This window comes from Microbulbifer sp. S227A, from assembly GCF_049800935.1.
The window spans coordinates 1-15406 of the sequence record NZ_JBNAFZ010000002.1 but is presented as its reverse complement, the minus strand read 5'-3'; the positions used below and the strand labels follow the sequence as shown (position 1 = coordinate 15406).

General features: G+C 63.0%; 15 protein-coding genes. 7 read left to right on the top strand and 8 right to left on the bottom strand.

Going from position 1 to position 15406, the window contains the following annotated elements:
• Nucleotides 1-19: 19 nt before the first annotated feature.
• From kdsA to ACP15R_RS04870, 3 genes are read right to left on the bottom strand one after another with little or no spacing between them, the layout of a single operon-like run.
• Complete coding sequence (gene kdsA, locus ACP15R_RS04880) at nucleotides 20-853, bottom strand: 3-deoxy-8-phosphooctulonate synthase (protein WP_424985264.1); 834 nt, start codon at nucleotides 851-853, stop codon at nucleotides 20-22.
• A 2-nt stretch (nucleotides 854-855) separates the two neighbouring features.
• Nucleotides 856-2475, bottom strand: a complete 1620-nt coding sequence (locus tag ACP15R_RS04875) for a hypothetical protein (protein WP_424985263.1) — start codon at nucleotides 2473-2475, stop codon at nucleotides 856-858.
• Nucleotides 2453-3112, bottom strand: coding sequence for an ABC transporter ATP-binding protein (locus tag ACP15R_RS04870; RefSeq protein ID WP_424985262.1), 660 nt, complete (start codon nucleotides 3110-3112; stop codon nucleotides 2453-2455). Before ACP15R_RS04870 ends, ACP15R_RS04875 begins: the two co-directional genes overlap by 23 nt.
• A 211-nt stretch (nucleotides 3113-3323) precedes the next feature.
• Here ACP15R_RS04870 and ACP15R_RS04865 point away from each other — a divergent pair, with 211 nt between their 5' ends.
• The 3 genes from ACP15R_RS04865 to ACP15R_RS04855 all read left to right on the top strand — a co-directional run bounded on the left by ACP15R_RS04865 (nucleotide 3324) and on the right by ACP15R_RS04855 (nucleotide 5401).
• The gene (locus ACP15R_RS04865) at nucleotides 3324-3938 is read left to right on the top strand and encodes a uracil-DNA glycosylase family protein (RefSeq protein WP_424985261.1); all 615 of its coding nucleotides are present in this window, start codon (nucleotides 3324-3326) and stop codon (nucleotides 3936-3938) included.
• Nucleotides 3935-4726 carry an SseB family protein gene (locus tag ACP15R_RS04860; RefSeq protein WP_424985260.1) on the top strand — a complete coding sequence of 264 codons (792 nt, stop codon included), beginning with the start codon at nucleotides 3935-3937 and terminating at the stop codon, nucleotides 4724-4726. The genes ACP15R_RS04865 and ACP15R_RS04860 overlap by 4 nt, the downstream gene beginning before the upstream one ends.
• Before the next feature lie 156 nt (nucleotides 4727-4882).
• Nucleotides 4883-5401 carry a YHS domain-containing (seleno)protein gene (locus tag ACP15R_RS04855; protein ID WP_424985259.1) on the top strand — a complete coding sequence of 173 codons (519 nt, stop codon included), beginning with the start codon at nucleotides 4883-4885 and terminating at the stop codon, nucleotides 5399-5401.
• Between the two features lie 160 nt (nucleotides 5402-5561).
• On the opposite strand, the gene ACP15R_RS04850 is transcribed toward ACP15R_RS04855, so the two are convergent.
• Both ACP15R_RS04850 and ACP15R_RS04845 read right to left on the bottom strand, forming a co-directional pair.
• Nucleotides 5562-6149 (bottom strand): GcrA family cell cycle regulator, encoded by a 588-nt coding sequence (locus ACP15R_RS04850; protein WP_424985258.1) that lies wholly within the window; start codon nucleotides 6147-6149, stop codon nucleotides 5562-5564.
• A gap of 89 nt (nucleotides 6150-6238) precedes the next feature.
• Nucleotides 6239-7141, bottom strand: coding sequence for a DMT family transporter (locus tag ACP15R_RS04845; RefSeq protein ID WP_424985257.1), 903 nt, complete (start codon nucleotides 7139-7141; stop codon nucleotides 6239-6241).
• A gap of 244 nt (nucleotides 7142-7385) precedes the next feature.
• Between ACP15R_RS04845 and ACP15R_RS04840 the strand changes: the two genes are divergently transcribed.
• Entirely contained in the window at nucleotides 7386-8324 is a 939-nt protein-coding gene (locus tag ACP15R_RS04840) for a lipid A-modifier LpxR family protein (RefSeq protein WP_424985256.1), read from the top strand.
• On the opposite strand, the gene ACP15R_RS04835 is transcribed toward ACP15R_RS04840, so the two are convergent.
• On the bottom strand, nucleotides 8308-9822 hold the full coding sequence (locus ACP15R_RS04835; protein ID WP_424985255.1) for a flavin-containing monooxygenase: 1515 nt from the start codon (nucleotides 9820-9822) through the stop codon (nucleotides 8308-8310). The two genes, ACP15R_RS04840 and ACP15R_RS04835, sit on opposite strands and share 17 nt — an antisense overlap.
• Before the next feature lie 320 nt (nucleotides 9823-10142).
• Between ACP15R_RS04835 and ACP15R_RS04830 the strand changes: the two genes are divergently transcribed.
• From ACP15R_RS04830 to ACP15R_RS04820, 3 genes are all read left to right on the top strand, one after another.
• Nucleotides 10143-11318 carry an aspartate aminotransferase family protein gene (locus ACP15R_RS04830; RefSeq protein ID WP_424985254.1) on the top strand — a complete coding sequence of 392 codons (1176 nt, stop codon included), beginning with the start codon at nucleotides 10143-10145 and terminating at the stop codon, nucleotides 11316-11318.
• An 86-nt stretch (nucleotides 11319-11404) separates the two neighbouring features.
• Nucleotides 11405-12331: an ornithine carbamoyltransferase gene (gene argF, locus ACP15R_RS04825; protein ID WP_424985253.1), complete on the top strand. Its 927-nt coding sequence runs from the start codon at nucleotides 11405-11407 to the stop codon at nucleotides 12329-12331.
• A 101-nt stretch (nucleotides 12332-12432) separates the two neighbouring features.
• Nucleotides 12433-13623, top strand: coding sequence for a hypothetical protein (locus ACP15R_RS04820; RefSeq protein ID WP_424985252.1), 1191 nt, complete (start codon nucleotides 12433-12435; stop codon nucleotides 13621-13623).
• 84 nt (nucleotides 13624-13707) lie between these two features.
• Here ACP15R_RS04820 and ACP15R_RS04815 read toward each other — a convergent pair whose 3' ends face one another.
• Together ACP15R_RS04815 and ACP15R_RS04810 are read right to left on the bottom strand one after the other, a co-directional pair.
• Entirely contained in the window at nucleotides 13708-14637 is a 930-nt protein-coding gene (locus ACP15R_RS04815; RefSeq protein ID WP_424985251.1) for an electron transfer flavoprotein subunit alpha/FixB family protein, read from the bottom strand.
• Entirely contained in the window at nucleotides 14637-15395 is a 759-nt protein-coding gene (locus tag ACP15R_RS04810) for an electron transfer flavoprotein subunit beta/FixA family protein (protein WP_424985798.1), read from the bottom strand. The genes ACP15R_RS04815 and ACP15R_RS04810 overlap by 1 nt, the downstream gene beginning before the upstream one ends.
• Nucleotides 15396-15406 lie beyond the last annotated feature (11 nt).

The window sequence follows — 15406 nt, the reverse complement described above, 5'->3', positions numbered from 1 at the left end:
AAAAGGTCCGGATGCTGGTTCAGATTACAACTGGGTCTGCCTTAGCAACCCTGTCCAGCTGCATCAACGTGTCAATCAGCGCCGGCATCTGGTCAAGATGGATCATGTTGGGCCCGTCGCTGGGCGCATTGTCGGGATCCTCGTGGGTTTCGATAAAGATGGCGGCGACCCCGATGGCGGCGGCGGCGCGGGCCATGACCGGCGCGAATTCACGCTGGCCACCGGAACTGCCGCCGCGCCCGCCGGGCTGCTGGACGCTGTGGGTGGCGTCCATCACCACCGGATAGCCGGTCTGTGCCATGATCGGCAGGCTGCGCATATCGGCCACCAGCGTATTATACCCGAAAGACGCGCCCCGTTCGGTCAGCAGGATGCGCTTGTTGCCGGTGCTCTCGATCTTGTCGACGACATTGGCCATGTCCCAGGGCGCGAGAAACTGCCCCTTCTTGACGTTGATCACGGCGCCGGTGTTGCCGGCGGCAAGCAGCATGTCGGTCTGCCGGCACAGAAAGGCCGGGATTTGCAGGATATCGACCGCCTCGGCGGCGGGGGCGCATTGCGCTTCGGTATGTACATCGGTCAGGACCGGCACGCCGATCGTGCTGCGAATGCCCGCAAGCACCCCAAGACCCGCATCCATGCCCAGCCCGCGCTTGCCCGCGAGGCTTGTGCGGTTGGCCTTGTCATAGCTGGCCTTGAACACGTATTGCGCGCCCGCCGCGTCGCAGGCCTCTTTCATGCGGCCCGCGATCATCTGGGCGTGATCCGCGCTTTCAAGCTGGCAGGGGCCGGCGATAATGGTCAGCGGGCAATCGTTGCCAACATTCAAACCGGCAATGTCAATCTGGGTCATGTCTAGGATGCTACCTGTTCGCGCAAGATGGATGCTGTAAGTGATACCATCAGATAGATGCCCGAGAATATCAGGAATGCAAGCAGCGTATTCTCAAAGCCTCGGGGATAGCTGGGTTCCTGGCTGGGCACCGGGTCGACCGAGACGGTCAGGTAACGCACCTGCCGGTTGGCCTCCATCCGGGTCTGTTCGACCTGTTGCAGTGCCGATTGCAACATCATGTCCCGCGCCGCGAGATCGGCCTGGGCCATCTGGATGTTCACCGAAAGCTGCGCCAGCGAGTTTTCGCCCTTGGACGCATCGATCATCCGGGCATTGAGCGAGGCGAGCAGGTTTTCCAGCCGCCGGATGTCGCCATTGGTACCATCGACCTTGGCCTGGTTCGGGCGGGCGTTGTCCATGAGGGCGGCCAGCTGCAACTGTTTTTCCTGCAACTGGATTTCCACGTTGTTGATCTGCCCGCGCAAACTTGCGATCACCCCTTCCGGATCGAGCAGGGAGCCCTGTTGCTGTAGCTGGACCAGCGCCTCCTGCGCCTTGCGGCGTTCCTCCTGCGCGGCCTCGAACCCGTCCACGGCGTCTTTCATCTGGTCACCGCGCTTTTGCTGGGACAGGCTGTTGACCCGCGCTTCGGCATAGGAAATCAGGCGGGTGGAGAATTCGGTGCTGACCTGCGGGTCGGGCGACGAAACCTCCATCCGGATGACGCCCTCGGTCGGATCATAGCCGATCTTCACGTATTTCTTGTAGGTGCGATAGGCTTCTTCGTTGGTGGCGTCCGGGCTCAGACGCTGGATCGGGTCGATCCAGTCCTGGTTGAATTGTGTCTTGAAGCCGATTTCGCGGTCCAGCCGCAGCATCGCATCCTTGGATTGCAGATAGGACTGAACGGCGATGGAATCCTGGCTGGTGGCAAACTGGGTACCCGAAAGCAGGCCGCCAAGCCCCGAGCCACCCGAATTGTCGGCCTTGAGGATCAGGAACTCGGATTTCGACGCGTAGATCGGCGTCGCGTAGTGAAAGTAATAAACCCCCGCCAGGAGGGTCGGCAAGAGCACGAAAAAGCTGAGCCGGCCCAGCAGGTACAACAGCTTGCGCCGTCGGCGCCGCATCATGTCCCGCTGGATCTTGCCGATCTCGTATTCCCGCCGCTCGGCCGGGCTCAGCTCGACCGAGGGCAGGGAGGGTGCGTCACCTGGTACGGTTTGCGGCAGCTGGACCCGCGGCGCGGCGTCGTTGTCCTGTGCGTCTTCGGCCCGTGGCACCACAAGTTCGAGCATGTTCGAGCGTTTGAACGGATCGATGCCATTCTGCCGCAGCAGGCGCACCGCATCCAGGTCATTGGCGGCTTGCAGATTGTGTTTCTGCGCCACCCGCCGCGCCATGCGCAATTGCCTGCCGGTCAGCCCCTCGGCCTTGATTGCCTCGATCTCGGCCTCGGCCGAGCCGGGGTCCGCCGAGGTTTCGTCTTTGGCGGCGTCGGTCTGGGGGGGCGCGTCATTGGCGGCGGCCTCCGCGAGGTCCGGCGGCGGCAGGTCGTCCGGATTGGCCGTGTCGGCCCCCTTTGCACCGGCGGCGGCGCGCCGGATGCGGAATTTGCTAGCCTTGGGTTTGGTAGTCATAAAGATGTCTCGCCTCTTCCAAGGTTTCAAACATATGCAGCCGCCCGTCGCTCAGCACCGCCGCCGAGCGGGCAAACTGCTCAAGCACGGCGGGTTGGTGCGAAACGATGACAATCGTGGTGGTGGCCAGCCGTTCGCGCAGAATGTCGCCCGCCTTCTTGTTGAATTCCACATCGGTGCTGCCGGGCATGCCTTCGTCGATCAGGTATATATCGAAATCAAGCGCCAGCATCAGGGCAAAAGACAGTCGGGCGCGCATTCCCGAGGAATAGGTGCCTAGCGGCTGCTCGAAATATTCGCCCAGATTACAGAGCCAACGGCAGTAGGATTCGACATAATCCGGGTCGATGCCATAGATTTTCGCAATATAGCGGCAGTTCGCCATCGCCGACACGCGTTTTTCCACCCCGCCCATGTAGCCAAGCGGAAACGATACCTTGCAGCCGCGCCTAATCTCGCCCTCGTCGGGTTTTTCAAGCCCCGCCATCATGTTGATCAGCGTCGTCTTGCCGGTGCCGTTAGGTGCCAGGATGCCGAGGGAATTGCCAAGTTCGACACGAAATGTCGCCTGATCCAGGATCACCTTGCGACGGGTGCCGGTCCAGAAAGACTTGCTGACATTATCGAACTCTAGCATCGGTGCCTTGTTGTTGTCGCGGCCCGCGCCGCGTTCTGCCTGAATTTGCGCGCCTTCCTCTCGGGTATCAGAGGAATCTTAACGACATATATGTGCGAGTTAGGCCATTTTATGTCGAACTGCGATAGAATTATCCATGTCTTGTTCACGCATGGGTGGGTGCGTTGGTCATGCGGTTGACAATTGCGCTGTCTGGTCGTCCGGATGGCGCATGCGCTCTGATACGGACTCCACAGGCCAAAGACCACCGATTGCCGAGCGGATTGCGGGATGCACCATCTGCGCCGACCGCTTTGCCGTCACGGCCACGGCCCATCGGCCGCGCCCCGTGGTCTGGTTTCGTCCGGGCGCGCGGATGCTGATCGCGGGGCAGGCTCCCGGCGCGCGGGTTCATGCGTCGGGGCGGCCGTTTACCGACCCATCGGGTGATCGCCTGCGGGACTGGTTGGGGATCGATGACGAAACCTTCTATGATCGCGACCGGGTCGCGGTGGTACCGATGGCTTTCTGCTTTCCGGGTTATAACGCGCGCAAGGCCGACCTGCCGCCGCCGCCAATCTGCGCGCGCACCTGGCGGGACGAGGTGATGGCGCATCTGAACGAAGTGCAACTGACCATCCTCGTGGGCGGGCATGCGCAGAAATGGCACCTTGGCACGCGCCAGCCGGTGACCGAACTCGTTCAGGGGTGGCGAGACCATGCGCCGCGGACCTTTCCCTTGCCTCATCCGTCCTGGCGCAATAGCGCATGGCTGAAACGGAACCCCTGGTTTGAATCCGACCTGCTGCCGGTCCTGCGCAGCCGGGTGCGCGAGGTACTGCAATGAACGAGACGACCCCACTGGACACCGCCCATGCCGCGATGGAGGCGAACCCGGATGACGATGCCGCGCGGCTGCGTTTCTACGAGCGGTTGGGCGACAACGAGCTGTTCCTGCTGCTGACCGAAGAAGCGCAGGACGAGTCGCTGTCGCCGGAAGTGTTCGATGTGGCCGACGGCCAGTTCGTGCTGGCCTTTGATCGCGAGACCCGGCTTGCCCAGTTCACCGGACGCCCGGCCCCCTATGCGGCGCTGTCGGGGCGGGTCCTGGCGCAGATGCTGGCCGGGCAGGGGGTTGGCATGGGGCTCAACCTGGATGTCGCGCCATCCTCGATCCTGATCCCGGCCGAGGCGCTGGCCTGGCTGTCCGATACGTTGGGCAATGCCCCGGATCAGATCACCTCGCGGATCGCGGAGGTTTCCGCGCCCCTGGGGCTGCCCGAGGCGGTGATCACGGCGCTGGACGCCAAGCTCGCAACGGCGGCGGGGTATGCGCGGGCGGCCTATCTGGTCGGCGTGGTGCACGAAAACGGATCGCGCGGGCATCTTCTGGGTTTTGTCGCGGCCCGCCCGGAAACCCAGGCGGCCCTGGCCAAGGCCGCGGGTGAGGCGCTGACCTTTTCCGGCATCGAGGCAGGTTCGATCGATGTGGCGTTTTTCGAGGAAACCGATGGCATTGCCGCGAAACTGGACCGGTTCGGCCTGAGGTTTGACCTGCCGGTGCCGGCGGAACCCGAAACAATCGAGCTGCGTGCCCCGGGCTCGGACCCGGACAAACCGCCGATTTTGCGTTGATCGGCGCGCCGGTTGAAACATTTCACGGGGTTGCGCTCACGGCATATCCGGTTTGCTCACACCCGCGCGAGGGGGGCTGCGCAACCTGAAACCTACCGCTTAGGTTGGCCTCACGCGGATGGCACTGGGCCGGCGCGAAGCATGAAAGGACTTGCGATGAAACGTTTCGCCTTGGCCATTGTCGCCGCCACCACCCTGGCGCTTCCGGCCTTTGCCGGTGAGCAATATGTGGACAATACCGGGTTTGCGGTATCCGGTTATGACGTGGTCGCCTATCGCAGCCTGACCCAAAACCCGGTCGGCACCAAGCAGCCCGCGGGCGTTCCCGGGCGGGCGGACATCACGGCGGATTACAACGGTGCCACCTTTGCCTTTGCCAGCGAAGAGAACCGCGACCTGTTCCTGACCGACCCCGCCAAATTCGCGCCGCAATATGACGGGCATTGCGCCTATGGGGTAAGCAAGGGCGGCAAGGTGCCGGGCAATCCGAACCTGTGGCGGATCGTTGACGACAAGCTGTACCTGAACATCACCGAGAACGTCGTGGGCTTCTGGGAAGAGGACATTCCGGGTAATCTCAACCTTGCCAAGGGCAACTGGCCCGAGATCGAGCCGAACGCCGCGTCGGAAAACCCGATCCCGAACTTTACCTCTTCGGCACCGACCACGAACTGATCGGATCACCCAAAGCCCTTGCCGCCTGTCGCGCAGAAGCGGTCAGGCGGCAAGGGCGGCAGGTGTCTGTTTTCGAAGCGGCGTCGGAAAGGGGATCAAACCATTTCGCCGGCATTCCGCACAAGGCGTTGCCACGGGATACGTGGCAACGTCACATCCGCTAGCGACGGCGGTCGCGGCGCGCGCTCATCGGCTGGAAGGCGACGCCAACATGCGCTTCGCAATAGGGTTTGCCCGCCTGGACCGGTAGGCCGCAGAACCAGAAATCCTCGGTCGCGGGGTCGCCGATCGGCCATTTGCAGGTCCGTTCGGTCAGTTCCATCAGGCTGATCTTCTTGGCTTTTTTCTCAACTTCGTTGACCTTGGCGAGCGCCTCGGGGCTGATCTCGTTGGCGGATGGCTGCGGCGGCAGCGGCTGACCGGCGGGAATGATCTGCTTGCGAACCGGCACCACCGGCTTGGTTTCCGCCACGGGTTCGGGGGCGGGTCTCGCCGCTTCGGTCTTGGGCATCGGGCGCGGCTTGGGGTCCGGTTTGGGCGCGGCGGGTGCCGGCTTGGCCTTGACCTCGGGCTTGGCGGCAGCAGCGGCGGGGGTGCCGGAATTGCGGTTGGACAGGCCAAGGCGATGCACCTTGCCGATCACCGCGTTGCGGGTCACACCACCAAGCTCTTTTGCGATCTGGCTGGCCGACTGGCCTTCCCCCCACATTTTCTTGAGTGTTTCGACGCGCTCGTCAGTCCAGGACATTGGCAACCTTTCCAGCTAAAAAGCGGCCTCCGTTGGACAGGCCGCTTTTGATCTCACTTGCCGCTCTATTTTAATCACTGTGGCCCGAGTTACAAGGCGTCTTGCGCAGCCACCGGCCGCACGCGGGCCTCGCGAAGGGCGAGCAGCAGGGCGCCGGCAATGATCGTCGCTGCCCCGATCAGCGAAATCGCGTCGGGCACCACGCCAAAGCCGATGAAATCATAAATCGCCGCGGCAATCAGCGTGGCATAGCTGAACGGCGCGACAAAGCTTGCATCGGCGCGGGCCATGGCGTTGACGAACAAGGTCTGCGCACAGGCCATCAGCGTGCCCAGACCCGCCAGCGCGGCCCATTGCAGGGGCGTCGGAGGTGTCCAGACTGGCAACACCGCAAGCGTTGCGATGCCAAGACCGATCATGTTGTTGATCAGCAGGATCTGAAAGATCGGTTCCCGCCCCGAGAGTTTCTTGATGAAAATCAGCTCCATCCCCATCAACATCGCGGCGGCAAAGGCCAGCAGCGCGGCGGGCTGAAAACTGTCCGGAGTCGGGCGCAGCAGTATCATCGCTCCGACAAGGGCGATGGCGGCGGCGCTCCACCGGACCGGGCCGACCCGTTCGCCCAGCAACGGTATTGCGAGGACCATCGCGAAGACGGGGTTCAGAAAGGAAATCGCCGTGGCATCGGCCAGCGGAATATAGGCGACCGAGGCAAACATCATGGTCACGCCGAGCCAGCCGAAACTGGTCCGCCCGATATGCAGGCCCCAGTTCGGACGTCCCAGGCGCGGGCGCAGGATTGCCGCGACGCTGGCCAGCGCGGCAAAGGCAAACAGGAAACGACCATGGCTGATTTGCAGGACATGCAGCGGCGGGCCAAGCGCATCGGTTCCGAGCGCCTTGGCAAACAGCGTCGTGGCCGCGATAAAGGCCGTCGCGGTCAGGATCAGCAGGGCGGCGAGCGCAGGGTTCTGTGTCTTTGGCTCGAACATGGCGCAGCCTTGGCGGCGAATGACGGGCGGCGCAAGCGCTTTCGTGTCTGGACGTTCCGGGTGGACCGGTTTAACCCTCCCACAGCGTGGCCTGCCATGGTGCGCCGCATTGCTGGATCACATCCGCTGGGATCATACCCGAGTTCTGCCCCGTGCAAGTCTCGGAGAAAGTTCGTTGTACGCCCGTTTTTCAGGCAATAGACGGGCGCCCAGATTGATTCCCAAACAATGAATTGACGCTCACATGACACGCTCTCTCGCTCTTATCACCGCCGCTGCCGCATGGCTGTGCGCCGCCCCCGCCATTGCCCAGGATGACCGGGCCGCCGATACCTCGCGCCAACTGCTGGGGTTTGGCTGGCTGTTCACCGACGATCTGCTTGGCGACGATTACGACCGCTGGCGCACCGGCTCGCTGGCGATGTCCTGGGTGTTTGGCCGCGACTGGCAAGGGCATCTGCCCGCAACCTTTGGTGAACTGCTGGAGGTGCGCGTCGATCTCGCTGCGATTTCGCCGCAGGACATCACCACGCCAAGCCCGAATGACCGCGACTATGCAGGCATCCTCGGTCTTGGCCTGCATACCCATTTCAGCCGCAACCACCTGGATTACGCAATTGGAGCCCAACTGGTCGCGACGGGGCAGCAAACCGGGGTGGCAAGCCTGCAATCGGCTTTCCACGAGGCGATCGGGTCCAAGCGGGTGAGCGATCTGACGCGCGAGAACCAGATCGACGACGGGTTCTATCCGACGGTAATAGCCGAAGTCGGTCGCGACTATGATCTCGGCCCCTCGACCCGTCTGCGCCCCTTTGCCGAGGCACGGATCGGTGATGAAAGCCTTGTGCGGATCGGCGCCGACCTGACCTTTGGCATGGTCGGGCGCTCGGAGCTCTTGGTGCGCGACACCACCACCGGTCACCGTTACCGCGCCATGGCGAGCGGTCCAGCGGGGTTCAGCTTTGTGGTTGGTGCCGATGCCGCCTATGTCGCGGACAGCATCTATCTGCCCAATAGCGGCGACCTCGCGTTCAAGGAAGGGCGCTACCGGGTTCGCGCCGGTGGCCAGTGGCAGGGCAAGCGCGCCTCGATGTTCTATGGCCTGACCTATCTCAGCCGCGAATTCGACAGCCAGCCCGAAGGGCAATTCGTCGGGGCACTGAACTTCAAGATCCGTTTCTGATCGCGCTCTGCCCATAGACCAGCGTGCCGTCCTCAAGGTCGGCCGCTGGCAGGGTCTCGCGGTCGTCGAAATAATCCTGTGTCATCACCCAGGGCTGCCGGTCGCCCTGTTTGGGCATGATGTCGAGCCCCCGCAGGATGTAGCCCGCGTTGAAATTCTCGGGGTCGATCCACGGGCGGGCGGGCATCCCGATCTCTCCGGCGCGTAGCAGGGGAACCACCGACGTGGCCGGACGCGCCGCCATATGTGCCAGCAGGCGGCAGACATAGGCCGACACCAGGTCGGCCCGCAGGGTCCAGCTGGATCGCAGATAGCCAAAGACCATGGCCAGGTTGGGCACCCCGCTGAGCATGACGCCGCGATGGGTCCAGCATTGCGACACATCGACCGGCGCGCCATCCACGCGCAGCGAGATATCGCCAAGCACGTTCAACACCAACCCCGTCGCGGTCACGATGATATCCGCCTCCAGCGCTTCGCCCGTGGCCAGTTCAAGTCCGCCGGGGGTGAACCGCACGATGCCGTCGGTGACAACCGACGCGCGCCCCGACCGGATCGCAACGAATAGGTCGCCATCGGGCACCACCGCCAGCCGTTGACGCCACGGGCGATAGCGCGGCGTGAAATGGGTGGCGATGTCGAAATCCTCTCCCAGACAGCTTCGCACCATGGCGATCAGGTCGGCGGCAAGCGCATCAGGTTCTTCAAAGGACCGGCGGGTCACGATACGCTGTTCATGCAGGAACTTGCGCCGCAGGATTTCATGTTCCCACGTCGCGGGCAAATCCAGCGCCCGCAGGGTGTCGATGAACGCATCGCGCGCCGGGCGCGGATAGTAATAGGTCGGCGAGCGTTGCAGCATGGTCACATGCGCCGCCGTTTCCGCAAGCGCGGGGATCAGCGTCGCCGCCGTCGCGCCCGAGCCGATGACAACAACGCGCTTGCCCGCATGGTCCAGGTCGTCGGGCCATTGCTGGGGATGGACGATCCTGCCGCCATAATCCCGCATCCCGGGCCAGCGTGGTTGGTATCCGGCGGCGTGACGGTAATACCCCGCGCAGACCCAGAGAAACCGGCAGGTCAGCGTCTCGGTGCCGCCCGCACGCCGCACCGTCAGCGACCAAAATGACGTTTCACTGTTCCAGTCGGCCCGCTCGACGCTGTGATCGAACCGCATGTGCCGGCGCAGGTCATTCTCGTCGATCGCCTCGTTCAGATAGGCGAGAATCTCTTGCGCGGTGGCGATGGGAACGCCGGTCCAGGGTTTCCACCCAAAGCCAAATGTGAACAGGTCACTGTCCGAACGGATGCCCGGAAACCGGTGGGTGTGCCATGTGCCGCCGATGTCGGGCTTGGCTTCCAGCACCGCAAACCGATGCTCCGGCCGCGTCGTCACAAGGTGATAGGCGGCATCTATCCCCGAGATCCCCGCGCCGATGATCACAACATCAAGATCGGGCCCCGGCGGCGTTGCAGACATGGTGCCCAGAGGTGGCATGGCGGTCTCCCCGGTCGCATTCCGCCCGACTATGGCAGAAACCCCGGCATCGCGGAACGCTGCCGATGCCCCGATGACGCAACGGGACGGGTGTGCCGCCCCGGCGCGATTTCGGGGCTAGGCAAACCCACGCTCCTGCGTTATCAGGCAAACCATGAACAAACACGCAGATATCCTCCGCTTGCGACGCCGACGCGTTTTCGCGTAACCGGCCTGTTTGTTCCCGTGCGCCCCAACGGGTGCCGCCCTCCATAAAATCGTTGACGAAACCGCCCAAAGTGAGTCACTCACAGGGCTTCTTGCCTGATAAGGATGATCCCATGATCCCGTCCGTTCTGCCGACCTATAACCGCGCGCCCCTCAGCTTTGTCAAAGGCGAAGGGAGCTGGCTGATCGAGGCGGACGGGCGACGTTTTCTCGACCTGGGCGCGGGCATCGCGGTGAATGCCCTGGGGCATGCCCATCCGGCGTTGGTCGAGGCGGTCACCAGCCAGGCGCAGAAACTCTGGCACGTTTCCAATCTCTACCAGATCCCCGAACAGCAGGCCCTGGCCGACAAGCTGGTCGCCACCAGCTTTGCCGACACGGTATTCTTTACCAATTCCGGCACGGAATCCTGCGAGCTTGCGGTCAAGATGGCGCGCAAATACTGGTTCGACAAAGGCCAGCCGCAAAAGACCGACATCATCACGTTCGACGGCTCTTTCCATGGGCGCTCCGCCGCCGGCATCGCCGCCGCCGGTTCGGAAAAGATGACCCGGGGCTTCGGTCCGCTGCTCCCCGGCTTCGTGCACCTGCCCTGGGGCGATGCCGATGCCCTGCGCGCGGCCATCACCGATACCGTGGGCGCGATCCTGATCGAACCGGTGCAGGGCGAGGGCGGCATTCGCCCCTTGTCCGATCAGCAACTCAAGGACATCCGCGCCCTCTGTGACGCCCATGACCTGTTGCTGATCCTGGACGAGGTGCAATGCGGCGTCGGACGGACCGGGCGGCTCTTTGCCCATGAATGGGCCGGGATCACCCCGGACATCATGATGGTCGCCAAGGGCATCGGCGGCGGCTTCCCGCTCGGCGCGGTGCTGGCTACCGAAGACGCGGCTTCGGGCATGACCGCCGGAACCCACGGCTCCACCTATGGCGGCAACCCGCTGGCCTGCGCCGTGGGCTGCGCCGTCATGGATATTGTCGCCACGCCCGATTTCCTTGCCGAGATCAACCGCAAGGCGGGCTTGCTGCGCCAGGCACTCGAAGGTCTGGTCGCCTCCCATCCCGATACCTTCCAGGAGGTGCGTGGCCTCGGGCTGATGCTCGGCCTCAAATGCCGCAAGAGCAATCTCGATGTGGTGAACGCCGCCTATGAGGCCGAGGTCATCACCGTCCCGGCGGCAGATAACGTCATCCGCCTGCTGCCCCCCCTCACCATCACCGCCGAGGAAATCACCCAGGCCGTGGCCCGCCTTGACCGCGCCGCGGCATCGCTCAATGCCGCCTGACCTTCATCTTTGCGAAATACTCCGGGGGTGTGGGGGCTGGCCCCCACCGCTTTCCCCCCGGCAACACAGAAGAAAAAGTAACTGACATGAACCATTTCCTGGATATTCACCAAACCGATCCGGCCGCATTGCGTCAGATGATCGACAAGGCCGGCCAGATGAAACAGGCGCGGCTCGGGCGCTCCAAGGGCGCGCCTGATGACGAACAACCGCTGGCCGGGCGCATGGTGGCGCTGATCTTCGAGAAACCCTCGACCCGTACCCGCGTCAGCTTCGATGTCGGGGTGCGCCAGATGGGCGGTCAAACCATGGTGCTGTCTGGCAATGACATGCAGCTTGGACATGGTGAAACCATCGCCGACACCGCGCGCGTCCTCAGCCGCTATGTCGACATGATCATGATCCGGACCTTCGATGAATCGGTGCTGACCGAAATGGCGGAATACGCCGACGTCCCGGTGATCAACGGGCTGACAGACCGCACCCATCCCTGCCAGATCATGGCCGATATCATGACCTACGAAGAGCATCGCGGCCCGATTGCCGGAAAAAAGGTGGTCTGGACCGGGGATGGCAACAATGTCTGCGCCTCTTTTTTGCATGCGGCCGGACAGTTCGGGTTCGATTTCACCTTTTCAGGCCCGCCACAGCTTGATCCCGAGGCCGAGTTTGTCGGCTTTGCCCGCCAGAAGGGCTCCCGCGTGACCATCGAACGCGATGCCCGCGCGGCGGTGCAGGGTGCGGACCTCGTGGTTGCCGATACCTGGGTGTCGATGCATGATGCGCAATCGGCGCGCGAACGGCGGCACAACATGCTGCGCCCTTATCAGGTCAATGCGGCGCTGATGGCCGAGGCCAAGCCTGACGCGCTCTTCATGCACTGCCTGCCGGCCCATCGCGAGGAAGAAGTCACCTCCGAGGTCATGGATGGCCCCAATTCGGTGATTTTCGACGAGGCCGAGAACCGCCTGCACGCGCAAAAGGCAGTGATGCGCTGGTGCCTCGGGGTCTGATCGCACAACTATCGCGTTATGTGAACGAGTTTATAGAACCGCAACCGTGGCCGTCCTACAGTCTCGCCTGAAGCATCGCAAATGCATGGCAGGAGATTGGCATGGCCACGGTCAACCACACGTTCAAATTCGAAAAGAAATTCAAGGTCAAGGGAACCGCCGACCTGACACCGACGCTGGATGTCAAGCTCGACTGCGCCTTTCCGCTGGAGGGGGCCGAGGCATCGCTTGCCAAGAAGATCGAGAAGAATTTTGCCAAGCAATATGAAAAACTGATCAACGGTCAGCTTGCGCATTTCGAGAAATGGCTCAAGGAAAAGCAGCAAAAGATCGACGAGGCAAAGGCGCTGCAAAAGGCGATCAAGAAAATGACCCCCAAGACCGAGGGGGATTTCAAGAAGCTGGGCGGCGAACTCAACAAGCTGGACAAGCTCAAGGATTACGTCGCGACGCTTGAGCGCGACTTTGAGGAACTGTCAAAGAACTGGGCGCAGAACGTCGTGGATCAACAGGCCGAGATCGCCATCGTGATGGCGAAAAAACAGGCCGGTGCCAAGCTGTTGAAAGACAAGAAAACCCGGATGGTGCTGGGCAAGGTGGTCAAGGGCATATTGCTCGTGTCGGCAATCGCCGTCGGGGTTGTTGCGTTGGTCGCCAGCGCCGGAACCGCAACGCCGCTGGTGTTGGGGCTCGGAATTGCCGCCGCCTCCCTGACCGGGGCGGGGGGGCTGGTCGGCTTTGCCAAGACCGTGGTGCGCGACAACGATCTTGAACAGAAGGTGATCAAGAATGTCGAAAGCGATTTGAAACAGATTTCCTCGGCGCTCGACCCGCTGGGCAGCAGTTCGATCGGCAAGCATGTCATGGAGTTGGAAACCATCGTCAAGCAACGCAATTCGGAACTGGCGGGGCTGAGGATGGAGTTGAAGAAAACCATCGTCATGCTGGATTCCCAGGTCAAGGCGGGCCGCGACCTCGCCGCCAACAAGAGCACGCAGGAACTGTTCAATAACAAGGAGTTCCAAAAGCGCGCCGCGGAATTCGCCAACCTGCGCAAGGAAGCGGCAAGCATCGGCAAGAAGATCGAGAAAGCCAGCGCGGTGGCCGCGAAGGGCGAGCGCCTGTGCAAGGAGTTGAAGGAGTTCGGCGTCAAAATCGAGGAGTTCTCGAAATACTACAAATCCAGTTCAGTCGGCAGCAACCTCAAGACCTATTTCAGCAGCGTCGATGGCTATGTGGACCTCGCCAAGTCTCTTGGCGCATTCCGCCCGGGGGCCAGCCTCGCGGGCTGAGCTCTCATGAAAAAGCCCCCGCCGGTGGCGGGGGCTTTGATGAGCGGGGGCCGAGCCGCGATCTGTCGGGCCGGCAATCCGGGCTCAGCCAAGTTTCCCGGTGAGTTCCGGGACGGCTGTGAAGAGGTCGGCGACGAGGCCGAAATCGGCGACCTGGAAGATCGGGGCCTCTTCGTCCTTGTTGATGGCGACGATGATCTTGCTGTCTTTCATGCCGGCGAGGTGCTGGATGGCGCCCGAGATGCCGATCGCGACATAGAGATCGGGGGCGACGACCTTGCCGGTCTGGCCCACCTGCCAGTCGTTCGGCGCATAGCCCGAATCGACCGCCGCGCGCGAGGCTCCGACGGCGGCGCCCAGCTTGTCGGCGAGGCTCTCGATCAGCGCGAAATCCTCTTGCGAGCCGACGCCGCGGCCGCCGGAAACCACCACCCCCGCCGAGGTCAGCTCGGGGCGATCGCTCTCGGCAACCTTGTCCTCGACCCATTCCGACAGGCCCGGATCCGCCGCCGCCGACACGGTCGCAACCGTGGCCGACCCGCCGTCACCCGCCGCGTCAAAGGTCGAGGTGCGGATCGTCACGACCTTTTTCGCATCGCCCGATTTCACCGTCTGGATCGCGTTGCCCGCATAGATCGGGCGCTCGAACGTGTCGCCGTCGACAACCCCGGAAACGTCGGAAATCACCATCACGTCCAACAGCGCGGCCACCCGCGGCATCACGTTCTTGGCGTCGGTCGTGGCCGGGGCAACGATATGTTCATACTCTCCGGCCAAGCTGGCAATCAACGCTGCCGTCGATTCGGCCAGGCGGTGGCCCAGGCTGGCATCCTCGGCCACCAGAACCCTGGATACCCCCGCGATCTTCGCGGCGGCCTCACCCGCGGCGGCGGCTGAGGCGCCACAGCACAGCGCGGTCACATCGCCCAGCATGGTTGCGGCGGTCACCGCCTTTGCCGTCGCGTCCAGCGCCAGTTCGCCATCCGTAACCTCGGCAAGCAAAAGTACAGCCATTATACAGCCCCCACTTCCTTGAGTTTCGCAACCAGCTCGTCCACCGAACCCACCTTGATCCCCGCGGCGCGGGCCTCGGGCTCGGCGGTCTTGACGATCGACAGGCGCGGCGCCACGTCGACGCCGTAATCCGCCGCCGTCTTTTCATCCAGCGGCTTTTTCTTGGCCTTCATGATGTTGGGCAGGCTGGCATAGCGCGGCTCGTTCAGGCGCAGGTCCACGGTGATGATCGCCGGCATCCTGACCTTGATGGTCTGCAGGCCGCCATCCACCTCGCGGGTCACCACCGCGCTGTCGCCATCGATGCCAAGCTCGGAGGCAAAGGTGCCCTGGCTCCAGCCCAGCAGCGCCGACAGCATCTGACCGGTGGCGTTCATGTCGTTGTCGATCGCCTGCTTGCCACAGAGCACCAGGCCGGGCTGCTCTTCATCCACGATCGCCTTGAGGATCTTGGCCACCGCCAGCGGCTCGATATCGCTGTGAACGTCATCCGCGGCCACCACCAGGATCGCCCGGTCCGCCCCCATCGCCAACGCCGTGCGCAGCGTCTCCTGGCTCTGCTTGACACCGATCGAAACCGCCACGATCTCATCCGCCTGGCCCGCTTCCTTCAAACGGATCGCCTCTTCCACCGCAATCTCGTCAAACGGGTTCATCGACATCTTGACATTCGCAAGATCAACACCGCTTCCGTCCGCCTTCACTCGAACCTTGACGTTATAGTCAATCACGCGCTTGACAGGCACCAATACCTTCATATGCGTCTCTC